The sequence below is a fragment of the Modestobacter italicus genome, from assembly GCF_000306785.1.
Classification (GTDB): Bacteria; Actinomycetota; Actinomycetes; order Mycobacteriales; family Geodermatophilaceae; genus Modestobacter; species Modestobacter italicus.
Genome location: NC_017955.1, coordinates 2697615 through 2718079, shown reverse-complemented (window position 1 = coordinate 2718079; position 20465 = coordinate 2697615). Strand labels below are relative to the sequence as shown.

The 20465-nt window shown below is 73.3% G+C and carries 17 protein-coding genes; all 17 read left to right on the top strand.

What is annotated here, in order from left to right; translation table 11 throughout:
* The first annotated feature begins 25 nt into the window (after positions 1–25).
* The 17 genes from MODMU_RS13195 to MODMU_RS13115 all read left to right on the top strand — a co-directional run bounded on the left by MODMU_RS13195 (position 26) and on the right by MODMU_RS13115 (position 20445).
* Entirely contained in the window at positions 26–1585 is a 1560-nt protein-coding gene (locus tag MODMU_RS13195) for an ABC transporter substrate-binding protein (protein ID WP_014740767.1), read from the top strand.
* Between the two features lie 73 nt (positions 1586–1658).
* Complete coding sequence (locus MODMU_RS13190) at positions 1659–2603, top strand: ABC transporter permease (protein WP_014740766.1); 945 nt, start codon at positions 1659–1661, stop codon at positions 2601–2603.
* The gene (locus MODMU_RS13185; protein ID WP_014740765.1) at positions 2600–4624 is read left to right on the top strand and encodes a dipeptide/oligopeptide/nickel ABC transporter permease/ATP-binding protein; all 2025 of its coding nucleotides are present in this window, start codon (positions 2600–2602) and stop codon (positions 4622–4624) included. The genes MODMU_RS13190 and MODMU_RS13185 overlap by 4 nt, the downstream gene beginning before the upstream one ends.
* Entirely contained in the window at positions 4621–5712 is a 1092-nt protein-coding gene (locus MODMU_RS13180; protein ID WP_014740764.1) for an oligopeptide/dipeptide ABC transporter ATP-binding protein, read from the top strand. Before MODMU_RS13185 ends, MODMU_RS13180 begins: the two co-directional genes overlap by 4 nt.
* An 83-nt stretch (positions 5713–5795) precedes the next feature.
* The gene (locus MODMU_RS13175) at positions 5796–6869 is read left to right on the top strand and encodes a sugar phosphate isomerase/epimerase family protein (RefSeq protein ID WP_014740763.1); all 1074 of its coding nucleotides are present in this window, start codon (positions 5796–5798) and stop codon (positions 6867–6869) included.
* Positions 6869–7255, top strand: coding sequence for a C-glycoside deglycosidase beta subunit domain-containing protein (locus tag MODMU_RS13170; RefSeq protein WP_014740762.1), 387 nt, complete (start codon positions 6869–6871; stop codon positions 7253–7255). The genes MODMU_RS13175 and MODMU_RS13170 overlap by 1 nt, the downstream gene beginning before the upstream one ends.
* Before the next feature lie 3 nt (positions 7256–7258).
* Positions 7259–7627 (top strand): nuclear transport factor 2 family protein, encoded by a 369-nt coding sequence (locus MODMU_RS13165; RefSeq protein ID WP_014740761.1) that lies wholly within the window; start codon positions 7259–7261, stop codon positions 7625–7627.
* A 25-nt stretch (positions 7628–7652) separates the two neighbouring features.
* The gene (locus MODMU_RS13160) at positions 7653–8648 is read left to right on the top strand and encodes an alpha/beta hydrolase (RefSeq protein WP_014740760.1); all 996 of its coding nucleotides are present in this window, start codon (positions 7653–7655) and stop codon (positions 8646–8648) included.
* 11 nt (positions 8649–8659) lie between these two features.
* Positions 8660–10234, top strand: coding sequence for a GMC oxidoreductase (locus MODMU_RS13155; RefSeq protein WP_041795256.1), 1575 nt, complete (start codon positions 8660–8662; stop codon positions 10232–10234).
* Between the two features lie 206 nt (positions 10235–10440).
* Positions 10441–11217, top strand: coding sequence for a TIM barrel protein (locus MODMU_RS13150; RefSeq protein ID WP_014740758.1), 777 nt, complete (start codon positions 10441–10443; stop codon positions 11215–11217).
* Positions 11217–12170: a sugar phosphate isomerase/epimerase family protein gene (locus MODMU_RS13145; RefSeq protein WP_014740757.1), complete on the top strand. Its 954-nt coding sequence runs from the start codon at positions 11217–11219 to the stop codon at positions 12168–12170. The genes MODMU_RS13150 and MODMU_RS13145 overlap by 1 nt, the downstream gene beginning before the upstream one ends.
* Complete coding sequence (locus MODMU_RS13140) at positions 12167–13165, top strand: sugar phosphate isomerase/epimerase family protein (RefSeq protein WP_014740756.1); 999 nt, start codon at positions 12167–12169, stop codon at positions 13163–13165. The genes MODMU_RS13145 and MODMU_RS13140 overlap by 4 nt, the downstream gene beginning before the upstream one ends.
* The gene (locus tag MODMU_RS13135) at positions 13162–14613 is read left to right on the top strand and encodes an MFS transporter (protein ID WP_014740755.1); all 1452 of its coding nucleotides are present in this window, start codon (positions 13162–13164) and stop codon (positions 14611–14613) included. The genes MODMU_RS13140 and MODMU_RS13135 overlap by 4 nt, the downstream gene beginning before the upstream one ends.
* A 90-nt stretch (positions 14614–14703) precedes the next feature.
* Complete coding sequence (locus MODMU_RS13130) at positions 14704–15714, top strand: alpha/beta hydrolase (protein ID WP_014740754.1); 1011 nt, start codon at positions 14704–14706, stop codon at positions 15712–15714.
* The gene (locus MODMU_RS13125; protein WP_014740753.1) at positions 15711–17885 is read left to right on the top strand and encodes a glycoside hydrolase family 3 N-terminal domain-containing protein; all 2175 of its coding nucleotides are present in this window, start codon (positions 15711–15713) and stop codon (positions 17883–17885) included. Before MODMU_RS13130 ends, MODMU_RS13125 begins: the two co-directional genes overlap by 4 nt.
* A 29-nt stretch (positions 17886–17914) precedes the next feature.
* The gene (locus tag MODMU_RS13120) at positions 17915–19477 is read left to right on the top strand and encodes a family 43 glycosylhydrolase (protein WP_014740752.1); all 1563 of its coding nucleotides are present in this window, start codon (positions 17915–17917) and stop codon (positions 19475–19477) included.
* On the top strand, positions 19474–20445 hold the full coding sequence (locus tag MODMU_RS13115; protein ID WP_014740751.1) for an alpha/beta hydrolase: 972 nt from the start codon (positions 19474–19476) through the stop codon (positions 20443–20445). The genes MODMU_RS13120 and MODMU_RS13115 overlap by 4 nt, the downstream gene beginning before the upstream one ends.
* Positions 20446–20465: the final 20 nt, after the last annotated feature.

Below are 20465 nucleotides of genomic sequence, written 5' to 3'. Positions count from 1 at the left end.
CAGCCCACGACATGCAGGAGCCCACGTGCACCTCAACAGATCGGTTCGACGCCTCCGGGCGGCCGTCGCCGCAGGCGGCGTCGCCGTCCTCGCCGTGGGTCTGGCGGCCTGCGGGTCGTCGGACGCGAGCGGCGGCAGCTCGTCCGGCTCGCCGGAGCTCACCGTCGCGACGACCGGGCCGGTTCCCGCGTTCTGGAACCCCTACGACCCGGGATCGGCCACGACCACCTTCCTGGACCCGGTGTACGACACGCTGATCCACTACGGCAAGGACGGCGAGCTCGAGCCGTGGCTGGCCACGTCCTGGGAGTTCACCGACCCGACGACGCTGCAGCTCAAGCTCCGCGACGACGTCACCTTCACCGACGGCGCGAAGTTCGACGCCGAGACGGTGAAGGCGAACTTCGAGTACGCGATCGACAAGAAGGCCAACCAGGGTGACCAGGTCTTCCTGGCCAACATCGCGAGCATGACCGTGGTCGACCCGACGACGATCGACCTCACGCTGACCCAGCCCAACCCGGCGCTGCCCTACGACTTCACCCAGCTCTCGGGCTACATGGCCAGCCCGAAGGCGCTGGCGGCTCCCGACGGGCTCCAGCAGGAGCCGGTCGGCTCGGGTCCCTACGTGCTCGACACCGAGGCGACCCGGCCCGGCGTCTCCGTCGTCTACACCCGCAACGAGGACTACTGGGCCGCCGACCAGGACGTCTTCCCCTACGACAAGGTGACGTTCTCCATCATCGCCGACCCCACGGCGGCGAAGAACGCCGCGGCCACCGGCGAGGTCGACGCGCTGGTCGTCCAGCCCGGCACCGAGATCAGCGGGTTCGAGCAGGTGACCAGCCTGTCCGGTGAGCAGGCCGGCATGACCGGTGCCTGGCTCGACACGACCGGGACCACCGCGAAGGCCCTCGGCGACGAGCGGGTCCGCCAGGCGCTGAACTACGCCATCGACCGGGAGAAGCTGGGCCAGGCCGCCTACCAGGACACCGCGATCGCGGTCCCCGGAGTGCCGGTGACGGACGGCGAGCCGGCCTACACCGACGAGCTGGGTGCCCTGTACCCGTACGACCCGGCCAAGGCCAAGCAGCTGCTCGCCGACGCCGGCTACGCCGACGGCTTCGAGATGACGATGATCAGCGTCCCGCAGGCCGACCAGTTCGCGCAGGCGATCGCCGGCCAGCTGGAGCAGGTGGGCGTCACGGTGAAGGTGGAGACCCACGCCGCCGACCTCGTGCAGGCGGTGCAGTCGGGCACCCGCTCTGCCGGGCTCGTGCTGCAGCGGCTGACCGGTGACGCCGGACAGGACCTGGCGAACGCCTTCGACCCGAACACGTTCTTCAACGTCCACCACGGCAGCGCCCCCGAGGTCACCGACCTGCTGCAGCAGGCGGCCCAGACGACCGACGAGAGCGCCCGCAACACCTTGTACCAGCAGGCCGCGGTCGCCGGGGCCGAGAGCTCCTGGTACATCGCGACCCTGGTGCTGCAGACCGTCACGGCGTACGACGGGGACGTCGTCAGCGTGGAGCCGCCGGACCGCGGCGCCATCCACCTGTACGACTACCACCTGCCCAGCTGAGCGTGTCCCGGGGGTGGGCCGACCGGCCCACCCCCGGGTCCGCGACCCCTTCCACGCCGGCATAGGAGCCCCCATGACCCGGTTCGTCCTCCGCCGGCTGGCGGTCGCCGTCCCCCTCCTGCTCATCGTCGCCGCCATCTCGTTCTTCCTCGTGCAACTGGTCCCGGGCAGCCCGGCGGCCGCGATCCTCGGCAACACCGCCACCCAGGAACAGGTCGACACCCTCGAGCAGAGCCTCGGGCTGGACAAGCCGGTGCTCAGCCAGTTCGGCGAGTGGCTGGGGCACGCGCTGCAGGGGAACCTGGGCGCCTCCTACACCACCGGCCAGTCGGTGTCCGACGCGCTCGCCCAGTCGGTGGCACCGACCCTGTCGCTGGCGATCCTGTCCACCCTGCTCACCCTGGTGGTGGGCCTGGTGCTGGGCATGGCCGCCGCGGTCCGCGGTGGCCGCACCGACCGGCTCGTCCAGTGGACCGGGAGCCTCGGCATGGCGATCCCGAACTTCTGGCTGGCGGCGCTGCTCATCTTCGTCTTCGCGATCAAGCTCTCGCTGTTCCCGGCCATCGGCTACGCCGAGCTGGGCACCGACGGGATCGGTCCCTGGATCTCCCACCTCGTGCTCCCGATCATCGCGCTCAGCGCGGTCAACCTCGGGCAGATCGCCTTCCAGGCCCGCGCCGCCTTCGCCGACGCGCTCAGCCGCGACTACGTGCGCACGCTGCACGCCACCGGCGTCCCGCGCCGCCGGGTCCTGTACAAGCACGTGCTCCGCAACGCCTCGGTGCCCGTCGTCCAGGTGACCGGGCTGACCTTCATCTTCACCCTGGGCGGCGTCGTCGTCCTGGAGCTGATCTTCACCCTGCCAGGGATGGGCAACCTCATGCTGCGATCGGTGCAGAACCACGACTTCTCCGTCGTCCAGGGCGGCGTCCTGTACTTCAGCCTCGTCGTCGTCCTGGTGAACCTCGTCATCGACGTCGCCACCGCCGCGCTCGACCCCCGGGTGCGTGTCCGGTGACCACCGCCACCGTCCCCGCGCACGGCACCCAGGGCGTCGGCGAGCCCGTCGCCCAGCCGGGCCGGCCCCGCCCCCGCGGTTCCTTCGCCACCGCCATCCGCGACGCCCTGCGCCGTCCGGCGATCCTGATCGCGCTGGGCTGGCTGGTCCTGGTCGTCGTCTCCAGCGTCTTCGCCGGGGCGCTTGCACCGCACGACCCGCTCGCCCAGGACCTGGACGCCCGGCTCGCCGGGCCGTCGGCCACCTACTGGCTGGGCACCGACGAGCTGGGCCGGGACCTGCTGTCGCGGATCCTGCACGGCGGCGGCGTCCTGCTGCTGGCCGCGCTCATCCCGGTGGTCGTGGCCTACCTGCTCGGCGTCCCGATCGGCATGTTCGTCGGGTACGTCGGTGGCCGGGCCGACGCGCTCGCGGACTTCGTGGTCAACGTGCTGTTCGCCATCCCGGCGCTGGTGGTGGTGCTGGCCGTATCGGTCGTCACGGACAACAACCTGCCGTTCATGACCGTCGTGTTCGGCGTCATCGTCAGCGGCGGCATCTTCCGGCTGGTGCGGGCCTCGACCCAGGCCTCACGCGACCTGCTCTACGTCGATGCCGCCCGGGTCAGCGGGGTGTCGCGGTGGACGATCCTGCTCCGGCACATCCTGCCCAACGTGCTGGGCCCGCTCATCGTCCAGGGCTTCCTCCTCTACAGCGGCGCGTTCCTGTTCCTCACCTCGCTGTCCTTCCTCGGCCTCGGCTTCGACCCGCAGCAGCCGAGCTGGGGGCAACTGGTCTTCGACGCCTCGGCCAACCTGGACGACGACCCCTGGATGATGGTCCCGATCGGCGCCGTGCTGATCGCCACCGTCGCCGCGCTCAACTACCTGGGCAACTCGCTGCTGGCCACCCTGCCGACGGCGAAGCGGGCCCGCCTGCTCACCCCGCCGCGCCGGCCGGTGCTGCCGGCGGAGGCCGCGGCGGGCACGGCGCCGGCGGGGCGGCGGACCCCGGCGGCGGCCGAACCGGCCGACTCGGACGTCCCGCTGGTCGTCGAGGACCTCGTCGTCTCCTTCCGGACCCCCGAGGGCGGCTGGCAGCCGGTCGTGGACGGCGTCTCCTTCGCCGTGCACCGAGGAGAGACCCTCTGCCTCGTCGGTGAGTCTGGCTGCGGCAAGACGATGACCGCGCTGGCCACGCTGGGGCTGTTGCCCGAGGGGGGCGCGGCCGCGGGCTCGGTCCGGCTGGCCGGCCGGGAGCTGCTGGACCTGTCGGAGCGTGAGATGGCCCAGGTCCGGGGCAGCCAGATCGCCCTGATCTCCCAGGAGCCGATGGGCGCGCTCGACCCGTGCTTCTCGGTGCGCTCCCAGCTCGGTGACGTGGTGAAGCTGCACCGCGGCGGCTCCCGCGCCGAGGTGCGGCGCCGCGTGCACGAGCTGCTGCGCCTGGTGGGCATCCCGAACGTGGAGTCGGTCGCGAAGAGCTTCCCGCACCAGCTGTCCGGGGGCATGGCCCAGCGCGTGTGCATCGCGCTCGCCCTGGCCGGCGAGCCCAGCGTGCTGGTGGCCGACGAGCCGACCACCGCGCTGGACCCCACCATCCAGGCCGAGATCCTCGACCTGCTGCGCTCGCTGCAGGAGACCCTCGGCCTGGCCCTGGTGCTGGTCACCCACGACCTGGGCGTGGTCGCCGACATCGGCGACGTCGCGGCGGTCATGTACGCCGGCCAGGTGGTCGAGCTGGCCCCGGTGGACGAGCTGCTCGCCGCTCCCCGCCACCCCTACTCCCAGGGCCTGCTCGACGCCATGCCCGAGGACGCCGTCCGCGGGGTGCCGCTGCCCACGGTGGCCGGGATGGTGCCGCTGCCCAGGGACTGGCCGACGCACTGCCGCTTCGCCGCGCGGTGCCCGCTGGCCGTCGACGCCTGCCGCGAGGGGCCGGTGCCGCTGCTGACGGTGCAGGCCGACCGCAGCAGCCGGTGCATCCGGACCGACGAACTCGCCCGCTCCCAGGACCTCGCCACGACCGGAGTCACGCCATGAGCAGCGCACAGAGCAGCGCCACGGGCACCGCACGGCACGCCGTCCCCGAGACGCCGCTGTTGACCGTGACCGACCTTCGGGTCGACTACAAGCTCCCCGGCTGGCGGACGCCGCCGGTCAAGGCGGTGGACGGCGTCAGCTTCACACTGGCCGAGCACGAGACCCTGGGCCTGGTGGGGGAGTCCGGCTCAGGCAAGTCGACGATCGGCCGCGCGCTGCTCGGCCTCGCCCCGATCAGCGGTGGTCAGGTCGTCCTGAACGGGCACGACATCACCGAGACGAAGGCCGGCGAACGCAAGCACGTCGCCAGCGACCTGCAGGTGGTCTTCCAGGACCCCTACGGCTCGCTGAACCCGTCCCGGACGGTCGGCAAGACCCTCGCCGAGCCGCTGGAGGCGGCGGCCGGGGTGGACGCCAGGACCGCCCTGGCGGAGATCCGGTCACTGCTGGCCAAGGTCCGGCTGCCCGAGGACGCTGCCGACCGGTACCCGAACGCCTTCAGCGGTGGACAGCGGCAGCGGATCGCCATCGCCCGTGCGCTGGCCATCAACCCGAAGCTGATCGTCTGCGACGAGGCCATCAGCGCCCTGGACGTGGTCACCCAGGCGCAGGTGCTGAACCTGCTCGGGGAGCTGCAGCGGGAGACCGGGGTGGCGTTCCTGTTCATCGCCCACAACCTGCCCGTGGTGTCCTACTTCTCCGACCGGGTGCTGGTGCTCTACCGCGGCCGGATCATGGAGTCCGGGCCGGCCGCGACCATCCACGCCCGCCCCGCGCACCCCTACAGCCAGGCGCTGCGAGCCGCGGTCCCGGTGCCGAACGCCGTCGAGCAGCGGATCCTCCGCCGACAGCGGCAGGAGGTCGTACGGGTGACCACCGCCCAGGCCAAGCCGGCCCCGGAGGAGGGGTGCCCGTTCGCGCCGCGCTGCCCGCACGTCGCCGACGTCTGCTGGACCAAGCGGCCGATCGACGCCCCCTTCGAGGACCGGACGGTCGCCTGCCACGTCTTCGACGCCGCCTCCGGGCACCCGCAGGCCGGTGGCGCCGCCGCGCTCACCGCCGGCGAGCTGGCGCCCACCCCCGGCTGACCCACCGCACCTCCCCAGCCACCGACGTCCGCCGCCGACCCCCGGTCGGCCGGCTCCCCCCTGCCCGCACGAGACGAGGACCCATGAGCACACCGGAACACCGCATCAAGCGCGGCGTGAGCCTGTACTCCTTCCAGGAGGAGTACTTCCTGCGCACGCTGACCCTCGAGGACTGCATCCGGGTCGCCGGCGACATCGGCGCCCGGGGGATCGAGATCATCCCCGAGCAGTCGATCCCCGGGTACCCGCACCTGACGGACGAGTTCGTCGACACCTGGTACGCGTGGATGGGGAAGTACGGGACGACGCCGGTCGCCACCGACCTGTTCCTGGACACCAAGCTGCACCCCGACCGCCGGCTCACCCTCGACGAGCAGATCGCCTCGGTGCACCGCGACATCGACATCGCCGTCCGGCTCGGGGCCACGATCATCCGGGCGATCATCAACACCCCGCCGGAGGTGATGGAGGGCGCGGCGCCGTACGCCGAGGAGCAGGGCGTCCGGCTGCTGTTGGAGGTGCACGCGCCGTTCCACTACGAGCACCCGTGGATCCTCGACCACCTCGAGGTGATGCACCGGACCCAGTCGCCGGCCCTGGGCCTGATGCCGGACATGGGCACCTTCGTCGAGAGGTTCCCGCGGGTGGTCAGCGACCGGGCGCTGCGCGACGGAGCCCGGCCCGAGCTCGTGGAGTACATCGTCAAGACCTACGACGACCACGGCGACACCCACGCCCTGATGGACATCATGAACTACCGCCACGGCGGCCCGGTCGAGATCGGGCTGGCCCGGCAGGCGACGCACTACATCTGGACCGACCCCCGCTCGATGCTGCCGCACATGCCGCTGATCGGGCACGTCCAGGCGAAGTTCTACGAGATGACCGACGAGGGGACCGAGTACTCGATCCCCTACGACCGGATCGTCCCGGTGCTCGTCGAGGGCGGCTTCGACGGCTACCTGTCCAGCGAGTACGAGGGAAACCGGCACGTCCAGGACGCCTTCCCGGTGGACAGCGTCGAGCAGGTCCGCCGCCAGCACGCCATGTTCGCCCGCCTGCTCGGAGAACAGAAGGACCCCGTCCTCCCCACCCCTCGCACGCTCGGGGCGGGACCCGGGACGGGGCCACACACCACCGGAACGGGGTCTCACTGATGTTCGACCAGTACATCGTCTGCGAGGAGGGCTTCCGGGCCCTGTCCGACGGCCGCACCGGCGGCGTGGTGGAGGTGCGGATGCCCTACTACCGCGGCCTGACCCTGTCCATGGTGGAGGCCGTCGACCTGACCCTGGACGGGCAGCCCGTCCCGCCCGCGCGCACGACCTTCACCGTGCACGGCAACAGCTACCGCTTCGACGAGCTGCCGACGGTGACCGACGACCGCTGGGAGATGGGGGAGCGCGCCGAGCTCGCCTTCGAGACCGACCAGCCGCTGGCGGCCGGCGAGCACGACGTCGCGGTCTCGGTGCGGCTGCGGATCTCCTACATGCCCGTGCCCGGCGGGGGCCGGGACCGCAAGCGCCTCGTGCTCGCGGCCTGACCGGTGGCCGCCCGGCGTGCCCTCGTCGAGGCGTTCGTCGACCTGATGTACCGCCGGCGGGACGTGCGGACGGCCTTCGACACCTACGTGGCGGAGGACTACGTCCAGCACAACCCGGGCCTGCCCGACGGCCGGGACGCCGCCCGGGACCCGCTGGCGCAGATGTTCGACGACCCGGGGTTCCTCCCCGAGGTGGTCCGGCTCCTGGTGGACGGCGACCTGTGCGCCGTGCACCTCCGGATCTCCCGCGACGGCAGTCCGGTCGCCGCCGTCGTCGACCTGTACCGCTGGGACGGCGAGCAGGTCGTCGAGCACTGGGACGTCATCCAGCCGTGGCCGGTGACCTCCGCCAACGACCACCCCCTCTTCTGAGCGTCCGGAAGGACACCGAGGTCCCATGCCGATCCACCCCGACATCGCCGCCCGGTTCCCCCTCCTCGACGGCCTGACCTCGCTCCGCGAGGCGTACGGCACCCCGGCCGGGAGGGAGCAGATCGCCCGGTTCGAGGCCTGGGAGCCGGCCGTCCCCCCGCCGGTGGTGGACGTCCGCGACACCACCGCGCCAGGTCCGCACGGACCGGTGCCGGTGCGGGTCTACGAGCCGTCGCCGGACGGCGACCCGGCCCGCCCCTGCCTCGTCTGGCTGCACGGCGGCGGGTTCGCCGGCGGCGACCTGGACATGCGCGAGGCCGACTGGACCGCCCGCGAGGTCGGCGCCCGGGCCGGCGCGGTCGTGGTGAGCGTCGACTACCGGCTGGCCCGGGGGGAGCTGAGCTACCCGGTGCCGCACGACGACGCGGTGGCGGCGATCGCCTGGGTGCGCGCCTCCGCCGGCGAGCTGGGCGTGGACCCGGCCCGCATCTCGGTGGGCGGCGCCAGCGCCGGCGGCAACCTGTCCGCCGGCGCCGCGCTGCGGCTGCGCGACCGCGACGGCTGGGTGCCGGCGGCCCTGCTGCTGGTCTACGCGGTGTTCCACCCCGTCGTCCCGGCGCCGTCCCGCTCGCTGGCCGCCCGGCTGGCCGAGCTGCCCGAGCTGTACCAGGAGAAGCCCGGCGAGGACACCTCCTGGGTGACGGTCAACTACCTGGGCGGCCCGCTGAGCACGGCCGACGGCTACGCCATGCCGGCGCTCGCCGTGCTGGACGGGCTGTGCCCGACCGTGCTGGTGAACGGGGAGTACGACAACCTGCGCGCCTCCGCCGAGGCCTTCGCCGCGGCGCTGGCCCTGGCCGGGGTCGACGTCCGCCAGGTCACCGTCCCCGGCATGCTGCACGCCTTCCTGAACCTCCCGGCGGAGCTCGAGCCGGTCGGCCGGTGCCTGGACCTGATGGCCGGGGTCGTCACCACCTGCGGTGCCGCCCGGCCCGCCCGCGAGACCGCGTCCGTGCGATGAGAGGCAGTGAGATGTCCCGTTCCTTCCCCCCGGCCGTCGACGTCGCGATCGTCGGCAGCGGTCCCAACGGCGCGGCCTATGCGCGGGTGCTGAGCGAACGCGCACCCGGCGCGACCATCGCCGTGTTCGAGGTCGGCCCGGCACTGACCGACCCGCCCGGCCTGCACGTGAAGAACATCGCCGACCTCGACGAGCGGCTGGTCGCCCAGCGCCGCTCGGAGGGCCTGCGGCCGCACACCGCCACCAAGGAGGAGGCGGCGTACACCGACCCGACCAAGCGCGTGGTCCGCGCGGGCACGCACCTGCTCCCCGACGGGTTCCAGCAGCCGGGGGAGGACGGGATCCCGGCGCTGGCGATGTCCAGCAACGTCGGCGGGATGGGCGCGCACTGGACCTGCGCCTGCCCGCGGCCCGGGGACGCCGAGCGACCTGACTTCCTGCCCGACCTCGACGAGCTCCTGGACGACGCGGAGCGGCTGCTCGGCGTCTCCCGCGACCCGTTCGGCAGTGCGCCGTACTCCGACGTCGTCCGGGAGCGGCTCGGCGCCGAGTTCGACCCCGGTCGCCGGGCGGAGCGCCGGGTCCGGTCGATGCCGCTGGCCGTGCACGTCCGGGACGACGGCGCGCTGGTGTGGAGCGGCGCCGACGTCGTCTTCGGCGAGGAGACCCGGGCCAACCCGGCGGCCACGCTCTTCCCCGAGGCGCAGGTGCGCCGGGTGCTGGTGGAGGACGGCCGGGCCGTCGGGGTGGTGGTCCACGACCGCCGGGACGGCAGCGACCACGAGGTGCGCGCCCGCTTCGTGGTGGTCGCCGCCGACGCGCTGCGCACCCCGCAACTGCTGTTCGCCTCCGGGGTGCGACCGCCGGCGTTGGGCCGGTACCTCAACGACCAGCCGCAGATGGTGTTCGCCGTCCGACTGCGCGACGTCGCGCGGACCCCGGAGGCTGAGCACGACCCGCGCGGGGACACCGCGATCGTCCAGCAGAGCGGCGTCTCCTGGGTGCCCTACACCGACGAGGACCCGTTCCACGGGCAGGTGATGCAGCTCGACGCCTCCCCGGTCCCGATCGTGGGCGACGACGTGCCGGCACCCGGCACGGTCGTGGGGCTCGGCTGGTTCTGCGGCAAGGACCTGCAGGCCTCCGACCGCGTCGAGTTCGACGACACGGCCACCGACGACTACGGCATGCCGAAGCCGCGCATCCACTACACGCTCACCGGGCAGGACCGGGAGACCTTCGCCCGGGCCCGCGACAGCATCCGGCGGGCCGCCGCTGCGCTCGGAGACCCGCTCGGCGACGAGCCGTTCGTGCTGCCCTCGGGTGCCTCGCTGCACTACCAGGGCACGACCCGGATGGGCGCGGTGGACGACGGGACGTCGGTCTGCGGGCCGACCAGCGAGGTCTGGGGCGTCGCGGGTCTCTACGTGGCCGGCAACAACGTCATCCCCACCCCCATGGCCTGCAACCCCACCCTCACCTCGGTCGCGCTGGCGATCGGCGGGGCCCGGGACATCGCCGACCGGCTGACGGCCGACCCCTCTGCGGTGTCCGCAGAGAGCGGGGGACACGCGGTCCCGGCTTGAGACGCAGGCCACGACACCGTTAGAATCAACACGACGGTTCGGATTGAGCTGTTAGACGCCAGCCCGCGGTGCGGGACCCGCTCGTGGGCGGGGGACCTCCCTGGCGCCGACCTCGACGAGGCACCCGAGCGATCTCGTCGGCCCCGCAGGCACTCCGCAGGGCGCCGTCCGAACGCCCTGCCCACCGTCGAACGGAAGTGGGCGACATGTACCAGCTGTCACCGAACATCGAACTGCTCTTCACCGAGGCCGGGCCGGACCTGGCCGACCGCGTCCGGGCGGCGGCCGCCGCCGGGTTCGACGCCGTGGAGATGTGGGGCACCCTCGACCGGGACGTCCCCTCGCTCGCCAAGGCGCTGGCCGACACCGGGGTGTCCATGACGTCGGTGCTCGCCGAGCCGCGGACGAACTTCGCGATGCCCTGGGAGACGATGGACGCCTTCTTCGCCGGGCTGGACCGCGGCGTGGAGAACGCCCGGCTGCTGGGCAGCCCGCGCATCGTCCTGGGCTCGGGGTCCGGCTTCGGCGGCGCCAAGCGGGTGAAGAACCACGAGCGGCTGGCCGAGATCTTCTCCGAGGCCGTCGAGCGGACCCAGGGCTCGGGCGTGAAGCTGGTGCTCGAAGCGGTCAACACCCGGGTCGACCACCCCGGCGCGCTGCTGGACCACACCGCCGACGCCGTGCTGGTCGCCCGGGCCGTCGGCGCGGAGTCGTTCGGACTGCTGTACGACCTCTACCACTCGATCACGCAGGGGGAGGACCCCGCGGCCGAGCTGGCCAACGCCGCCGGCCTCGTCGACTACGTGCAGATCGCCGACGCCGCTGGCCGCGGCGAGCCCGGCAGCGGCAGCGTCGACTGGCCCGCGCGGCTGGCCGAGCTCCGGGCGGCCGGCTACGACGGTCCGCTCGGCCTGGAGTACGTGCCGACCGTCGAGACGACGGCCTCCGTCGAGTACATCCGCACCGTCGCGGCGGCCGCGTGATGACCGACGCGAGCCAGCGCGCCATCAAGTGGAGCTACATGGACCACTGGCGCAGCAACGGCCCGTCCGGGCCGGTCGACCAGTGGCACTCGCACAAGACGATGTCGGCCTTCCTCAAGCAGGTGAAGGCCGTCGGGTTCGACGCCATCGACACCTTCGACTTCCGCATCTGGCAGATGTACGGCGACTACGGCGGCCCGGCGAAGTACCAGGAGATGGTCACCGACCACGGGCTGGAGCGGATCGTCAACACGTTCCACGCCGCGGACTACGACACCCGGACGTACGCGCCGCACCTGCCGGAGACGCACGAGAACATCCTCGAGGACTTCCGGGTCACGATGGGCCGCTGGTCGGAGATCCAGCTGGACAACATCATCGTGATGCCGGCGACGCTCTACTACGACATGGAGCCGGTCACCGAGGACAAGCTCAAGCACACCGCGGAGCTGTGGAACAAGGTCGGTGAGATCACCGCCGGCTTCGGGGTGAAGCTCACCTGCCACCACGAGTTCTTCTGCGGCATCCAGAGCGAGCCGGACATCGACACCTTCTACTCCTACACCGACCCGCAGTACGTGAACCTGTTCGTCGACACCGCCCAGCACTGCATCGCCGGGCTGGACCCGGTGGCGCTGTACAACAAGCACGCGCACCGGGTGAGCGGCTTCCACTTCAAGGACACCCGGCACGTGGCCACCGGCGACGACCACCGTCACCGCCCGGACTCCGAGATCATGGCGCCGACCACCGGCAAGTGGTTCTACGAGATGGGCACCCCGCAGGGCCTGGTCGACTTCGAGGCGATGATGACCGCGGTCCGGGACAACGGCTACACCGGCTGGATCTCCGTCGAGCACGACAAGGCCAACAAGGAGGGCGGCGACTACTCCGAGAGCACCGCGATCTCCCGCTGGTACGCCAAGAACGTCCTGGAGGAGATCTACCGATGAGCGGCATCCAGTGGGCGTACGGGATCAACCAGTGGAAGCCCCAGTTCGACGACTTCGTGCGCCGCGAGCAGCACGAGCGGGCGCTGAAGACCATCTCGATCGCCGGCTTCGACGGCGTCGAGCTGACCGCGGGCACCGGCCGCTGGGAGCCCCTGGGCAACCCGCAGCAGCTGGCCGCGAACTTCGGCTCGGTCGCCGGCTTCGGCGACTTCGTGCGCAGCTGCGCACTGTCCGCGGTGAGCAGCTGGGTGTGGGACCCGGCCGAACGGTCGATGGAGCACCTCACCGGACCGCTGTCGCCGCTGTCGGCCGGCGACGTGCCGGCGATCGTGGAGAAGGCCCGCTGGTACGCCGGTGCGCTGGCCGCGCTCGGCGGCTCGGTGCTCGTCGTCCCCGGTGCCCCGGCGGCCGGGGACGGCGACCCGTTGGACGACGCCGCGCTCGACCAGCTGGCCGCGACCTGGGACGCCGTCGGCGAGGCGGTCGCGCAGGACGGCGTCCAGCTGGCCCTGCACGTGGACTTCCTGTCCGCCCTGCGGCACGACGGTGCCCTGGACGCCCTGCTGGCCCGCACCGACCCGGCCCTGGTCGGGCTCGCGCTGGACACCGGTGAGCTCACCGTCGCCGGCATCGCCCCGCTCGGCGTGATCGAGCGGCACGGCGACCGGGTCCGGCACGTGCAGTTCAAGGACGCCCTGGCCGTCGACGACGCGCAGGAGTACCGGCAGCCGGCCGCGCACTGGACCGTCCGGGTGCGCGGGGGAGCGCGGGAGGTGCCGCGCTGGTTCGCCGAGCCCGGTGCCGACGGCGGTCTGGTCGACTTCCCGTCCCTGACCCGGGCGCTGGTGGAGGGCGGCTACGCCGGCTGGGTCGTGGTCGAGAGCGACCAGAGCCCGCACCCGGCGCAGAGCGCGCTGCTCGCCGGCTACCTGCTCCAGCGCGAGCTGCTGCCGATCGTCGAGGCGGCAGCCGCCGGCGTGCCCGCCGACCGGTGACCGGCGACACCGAGGTGCTGGCCGGTGCCGGGCGGACCGCCCGGCACCGGCCGAACGCCGTGCTCGCGGTGGCCTGCGTGGCCTCCTTCATGGGCATCCTGGACGTCAGCATCGTGAACGTCGCGCTGCCGTCGATGCGCGACAGCCTGGGCCTGTCGAGCACCGGCCTGCAGTGGGTGGTCAACGGCTACACGCTCACCTACGCCGGCCTGCTCCTGGTCGGCGGCCGGGCGGCGGACCTGCTCGGCCGCCGGCGGGTCTTCCTCGGCGGCCTGGCGCTGTTCACCGTGGCCAGCCTGGCCGGCGGGCTGGCCCAGGAGGGCTGGCAGCTGGTCGCCGCGCGGGCGCTGCAGGGGGTCGGCGGCGCCATCTTCACGCCGGCCACGCTGACCCTGGTCACCACGACGTTCCGCGAGCCCCGGGAGCGGGCCCGCGCGCTGGGCATCTGGTCCGGGGTCGCCTCCGCCGGTGGCGCCCTCGGCGGGGTCATCGGCGGGGTGCTCACCGGCCTGCTGGACTGGCGGTGGGTGCTCTTCGTCAACGTCCCGATCGGCGTGCTCACCTTCGCCGCGGCGTCCTGGGCGCTGGTCCGCGAACCGCGGCTCCCGCTGCGCGGCCGGCTGGACCTGCCCGGCGCGGTCACCGTCACCCTGGGTTCGGCCTGCCTGATCGGCGGGCTGGTGCGCAGCGAGGAGAGCGGCTGGGGATCGCCGTCCACGCTGGGGCTCTTCGCCGCCGCCGTCGTGCTGCTCGCCGTCTTCGTCGTCCTGGAGCGCCGCGCCGCGCACCCGCTGGTCCCGCTGTCGGTGTTCCGGATCCGCTCGCTGGCGCTGGCCAACGGGCTCAGCCTGCTCACCTCGGGGCTGGTCCCGGCGGTGTTCTTCTTCGTCTCGCTGTACCTGCAGCAGGGGCTGGGCATGGAACCGCTGCAGGCCGGGATCGCGCTGCTGCCGGCGGGGCTCGGCATGGTGGTCGGCGCCCAGGCGGGACCCCGGCTGCTGCGCCGGTTCCCGCTGCGCGCGGTCTACCTCTCCGCCTCGCTGCTGAGCGTCGCGTCACTGCTGTGGCTCTCCCGTTTCGGATCGGGCGGGGGCTCAGCCCGCGACGTGCTGCTGCCGCTGTTCCTGGCGACCGTCGGCTTCGGCACCGCCGGGCTGCCGGTCACCCTGTCCGCCACGTCCGGCGTCGGACCCGACCGCGCCGGGCTGGCGTCCGGGTTGCTCAACACCTCCCGCCAGGTCGGCGGCGCCGTGGGGCTGGCCGGCCTGGTGGTCATCGCCGCGACCGTCACCGCGCGGGTCACCGCCGACGGCGGGGCACCGGTGACGGCCCTGACCGACGGGTTCGGCGTCGCCCTCGTCGTCGGCGCCGGGCTGGTGCTCCTGGCCGCGCTCGGTGGCCTCGCCCTCCCCGAGGTGGACCGGCAACCCGCCCGACCGAAGACCTGACGGAAGGCCGAAGAGCTCCTCAGGATCGCGGTCCCGCCCGCGGACCACCTGTTCGTCACCCTCTCGCCCCCACCCGGAGGAACGCCCGCCATGCCCGTCCACCCGGTCTTCGCCGAGGCACTGCCCCTCCTGGAGGGGATCACGTCCTTCGAGACGGCCCTGGCCGATCCTGACCTCGCCCCCCGGGTGCTGGCCTTCATGGACGCCGGGAACGGGCCGCCGCCTCCGGACGCGGACACGTCGGAGGACGCCGCTCCCGGGCCGCACGGGCCCGTGCCGCTGCGCATCTACGCACCCCCGGGGGACGACGCGCCGCAACGGCCGGCAGTCGTCTGGGTGCACGGCGGTGGTTTCCGGATGGGGAGCGTCGACGACCCGTCGAGTGACCGCACGGCCCGGGAGCTGTCCGCCCGGGCGGGTGCCGTGGTGGTCAACGTCGACTACCGCCTGGCGGTCGACGGCGTCTGCTACCCGGTCCCGCACGACGACGTCGTGGCAGCGCTCCGCTGGGTCCGGGACCACGCCGCCGAGCTGGGCGTGGACCCCGCCCGCATCTCGCTCGGTGGGGACAGCGCCGGCGGCAACCTCGCCGCCGGGGCAGCACTCCGCGTGCGGGACGACGACGGCTGGACGCCGGCCGCGCTGCTGCTCGCCTACCCGACCCTCCACCCGGTGCTCCCGCCGCTGTCCCGGGGGCTCGCGGCCGCGGTCGCCGGCCTGCCGGAGCTCCTGCGGTTCCTGCCCGCCGACGTCGAGGACATGCACCGCAACTACCTCGGGGGGCCAGAGACCACGGCGGACGGCTACGCGATGCCGGGGCTGGCCCTGCTGGAGGGGCTGCCCCCCACGCTGGTGGTCAACGCCGAGTACGACGACCTGCGTGCCTCCGGCGAGGCGTTCGCCGCCTCGCTCGCCCTGGCCGGGGTGGACGTCCGGTTGGTGACGGCGCCCGGCATGCTGCACGCCTTCCTCATCGCCTCCGACGCCGTGGAACCCGCCGTGCGGGTGCGCGAGCTCCTGGCCGACACGGTGCGCACCGCCCAGTCGCCGCAGTCGGGAGCGGTGCGGCCGCTCCGCTCCGCCGCGGGGAGTGCGGCATGAACGCGGGGACCGACGTCGACGCCCTGATCGCCCGGATGAGCTGGACCGAGAAGCTCGCCCAGCTGCAGGTCGGATACCGCCCCCAGCTGGAGGACGCCGCCGAGCTGGTCCGCGGCGGCATCGGCGCCGTCTTCTGGCCGCGCAGCGCCGAGGCGACGAACGAGCTGCAACGGGTGGCGCTGGAGGAGACGCCGCACGGCATCCCGCTGCTCGTCGGCCTGGACGTGGTCCACGGCCAGCGCACGACCTTCCCCATCCCGCTGGCCCAGGCCGCGAGCTTCGACCCGGCCGTCGCCGAGACCGACGGGCGGGTGTCCGCGGCCGAGGCCGCCTCGGGCGGGGTGACCTGGACGTACGCGCCGATGATCGACGTCTCCCGGGACCCCCGCTGGGGCCGGGTCGCCGAGGGCTTCGGCGAGGACACCCTGCTCAACGCCGTCTTCGGCGCCGCCAAGGTGCGCGGCTACCAGGGCAGCGACCTGGCCGACCCCGGCTCGATCCTGGCCTGCGCCAAGCACTACGTGGCCTACGGCGCGGCCGAGGGCGGCCGCGACTACGACACCGCCGACGTCTCCGCGTCCCGGCTGCGCAACGTGTACCTGGAGCCCTTCCGGGCCGCGGTCGAGGCCGGCGCCGCCACCGTGATGGCCTCCTTCAACACAGTGGACGGCCGTCCGGTACACGCCTCCCGGGAACTGCTGACCGACGTCCTGAAGGAGGAGTGGGGTTTCACCGGCGCTGTCGTCGGGGACGCCGATGGCGTCGTGAACCTGCTCGCCCACGGCATCGCCGAGGACCTGCACGACGCGCTCGTCCAGTCGCTGTCGGCCGGGCTGGACGTGGAGATGGGCGGCCACGTCATCGCCCCGGACGGCACCACGTCCCTCACCCCGGACGACGTGACCGTGGCGCGGGTCGACGACGCCGTACGCCGGGTGCTGCGGCTCAAGGTCGCGCTGGGGCTCTTCGACCACCCCTACGTCGACCGGGCCGCCGAGGTCGCCGCCCCGACGGCGGCGACCCGGTCCGCGGCACGCGAGGCCGCGGAGCGGTGCCCGGTGCTGCTGGCGAACGACGGCACCCTGCCGCTGGCCGACGGCCCGCTGCGGGTCCTGCTCACCGGGCCCTACGCCGACAGCACCGACCACCTCGGTGCGTGGGTGCAGTCCTTCGCCGAACCGGCCGGCTCCCTCGCCGACGCGCTGCGGGCTGAACGCCCCGACCTCGAGGTCACCGTGCTGCCCGGGGCGTCGTTCGACGGCACCGACCCTGCGCGGCAGGAGGAGGTGGCCCGCGCCGCGGCCGGCTGCGACGTCGTCCTCGTCGCGGTGGGGGAGCCGTCGCACCTGACCGGGGAGGCCAGCTCGCGGGCCGACCTGCGACTGCCGGGTGACCAGGAGGCGCTCGTGCACGCGGTGGCGGACACCGGTGTGCCGTTCGCGGTGGTGCTGGCCAACGGCCGCCCGCTGGTGACCAGCGACTGGATCGACCGGGCGCCGGCGGTGCTGGAGGCCTGGCACCTGGGGCTCGAGGCGGCGCCGGCGATCGCCCGGGTCCTGACCGGTGCGGTGAACCCGGCCGGCCGGCTGCCCATGTCGTTCCCGCGCTCCGCGGGCCAGGTGCCGGTGCACTACGACCACGACAACACCGGTCGTCCGGCCACCACCGGCGGCAGCATGCAGCCGCTGTCGCACGACATCGGCCTGCAGGGGCCGGCCAACGTCCAGGAGTGGTTCACCTCCAAGTACCGCGACCTGCCGCTGGGGCCGCAGTTCGCCTTCGGGCACGGGCTCAGCTACACGACCTTCTCCTACGGGACGCCGGTCCTCTCCCGGGCGCAGCTGTCCGCGGACGAACTGCGGGGCGGGACGGCGGTCGAGGTCTCCGTCGAGGTCACCAACACCGGCCAGCGGGCCGGGGACGAGGTGGTGCAGCTGTACCTCCGCGACCCGGTCGCCTCGTTGGCCCAGCCGGTGCGCCGGCTGCGCGGCTTCCGGCGGCTGCCGCTGGAGCCGGGGGAGAGCGCGACGGTGACGTTGTCCCTCGGGTGGCGGGACCTGGGCTTCTGGACCGGGCGGGGCGAGGAGTTCGTCGTCGAGCCGGGCCGCTTCGAGCTGCACGTCGGCGGCAGCCTCGAGTCCACCCAGCAGTGCGACCTCGTCGTCACCTGACGCGCTGCGCATCCGAGAAGAGGACGACGATGGGATCGACGACACGATGGGGCGCCGGACCCGAGGGACGGCGGATCGCCGACCTCGGCGACGGCACCTACCGGAACCCGGTGCTGGCCGGTGACTTCCCCGACCCGTCGGTGCTGAAGGACGGTGAGGACTACTACCTGACGACGTCCTCCTTCGACGCCGCGCCGGGACTGCTCATCCACCACTCCCGCGACCTGGTCAACTGGGCCCCGTTGACCTTCGCCCTGCCGCGCCCGATCACGACGGGGTTCGCCGTCGACATCGCCGCGCACGACGGCCGGTACTTCATCTACATCCCGTTCATCCCCTCGGCGTGGGCAGAGCCGGACTTCGGGTCCGAGGCGCGGATCTATGTCATCCACGCCGACTCCATGGCCGGGCCGTGGAGCGAGCCGATCGACCTGGGCATCACCGGTGCCATCGACCCGGGCCACGTGGTCGGGGAGGACGGCCGGCGGTACCTGTTCCTGAGCGGGATCCGGCGCGTGCGGCTCACCGACGACGGCCTGGCCACCGACGGGCCCGTCGAGCACGTGTACGACGGCTGGCGGTACCCCGACGACTGCGTCACGGAGGCCTACGCGCTGGAAGGGCCCAAGTTGTTCCACCGGGACGGCTGGTTCTACCTGGTCAGCGCGGTCGGCGGCACGGCCGGGCCGCCGACCGGCCACATGGTCACCGTGGCCCGGTCCCGGTCCGTCCACGGGCCCTGGGAGGACGACCCCGCCAACCCGGTCGTCCGGACCCGCAGTGCCGAGGAGGCGTGGTGGTCGCGCGGTCACGCGACCGTCGTCGAAGGACCGCGCGGCGACTGGTGGCTGGTCTACCACGGGTACGAGAACGGCTACCGCACGCTCGGCCGCCAGGTGCTGCTCGAACCGGTCGAGTGGACCGAGGACGGCTGGCTGCGCGCCCTCGGTGGCGATCTCTCCGAACCGCTGCCGAAACCGATCGACCTGCCGGACCAGCCCGCCGGGATCCCGTTGTCCGACCCGCTGGCCGGGCCGGCCCTGGGCCCGCAGTGGGCGTTCCACGCCCCGGCGCGGGACGAGACCGCCCGGCTGCAGTTCCTCGAGGGGGCGCTCCGGCTCGCCGGAAAGGGAACCGGTCCGGCGGATGCCTCACCGCTGACCGTGCCGACGGGGGACCGGGCCTACGAGGTCGAGGTCACCCTCGAGCGGGTCGGGCCAGGGGCGCAGGGCGGCCTGCTGCTGTTCTTCAACAGCGCCCTCTTCCTGGGCATGGGCTGGGACGGCACGACCCTGGTCACCTACGGGGGAGGCAAGCGGAGCCACTACCGGGAACCGGTGGCCCCCTCCGACTCGCTGCACCTGCGGATCCGCAACGACCGGCACGTCGTCACCTTCTGGCACAGCCCCGACGGGGTCGACTGGACGCGGCACGGCATGCGCTTCGAGGCGAGCGGCTACCACGCCAACACCGCCGGTGACCTGCTGAGCCTGCGGCCGGCCGTCTTCGCCGCGGGGCAGGACGCCGTCACCTTCCGCGTCTTCCGCTACCGGGCACTCCCCGAGGTCGACGCCCCGGCAGGTGCCGAGTGACCGCCCCCGGGCCGCCGCCACCATTCGACCCGGAGTGCGCCGCCGTCCTGGCCGGCCTGCCGCCCTTCCCCACGCTCGCCGTCGAGTCGCTCGCGAGCATCCGGCAGCCACCGCCGCAGTTCATGCCGCCGACCGAGGAGCAGCTGGCCGCCTCCGGCGCGTTCCGGGTCGAGCGGCGGATCGTGCCCGGCCCGGCCGGCGTCCCCGACCTGGCCCTGACCATCTGCCGCCCGGCCACGCTCCCGTCCTCGCGGCCGGCCATCTACCGCGTGCACGGCGGCGGCATGATCATGGGCAACGCGCGCACGGCCCTGCCCCGCTACCTGGACTGGGCGGAGGAGCTGGACGTCGTGGTCGTGGCCGTGCACTACCGGCTCGCGCCGGAGACCCCGCATCCCGGCCCGGTCGAGGACTGCCTCGCCGGGTACTCGTGGCTGGTCGAGAACGCGGATCAGATCGGGGTCGACCCGCGGCGGATCGTCCTCGCGGGCGAGAGCGCCGGGGCCGGGCTGGCTGCGGCGCTGGCCCTGCTGCTCCGCGACCGGGGTGGCCAGTCGCCGGCGGGCGAGCTGCTCATGGCGCCCATGCTCGACGACCGCAACGACAGCCCCTCGGTCCTGCAGATGGCCGGGGTCGACGTCTGGGACCGGGCCCGCAACGAGTTCGGCTGGACCGCGCTCCTGGGCAACGCACGCGGTGGCCCGGACGTCTCCCCGTACGCGTCGCCGGCCCGGGCCACCGACCTGTCGGGCCTGCCACCGACCTTCCTGGACGTGGGCTCGGCCGAGACCTTCCGCAGCGAGGTCGTCGACTACGCCTCCCGCATCTGGCTGGCCGGCGGTCACGCGGAGCTGCACGTCTGGCCAGGCGGGTTCCACGGTTACGACGGCGTCGCGCCGGACGCGGCCATCTCCCGGCAGGCCGGCGCCGCCCGGCTCGTCTGGCTGCGCCGGCTGCTGGCGGACTGACCATCGGCAGCCCTTGAGCG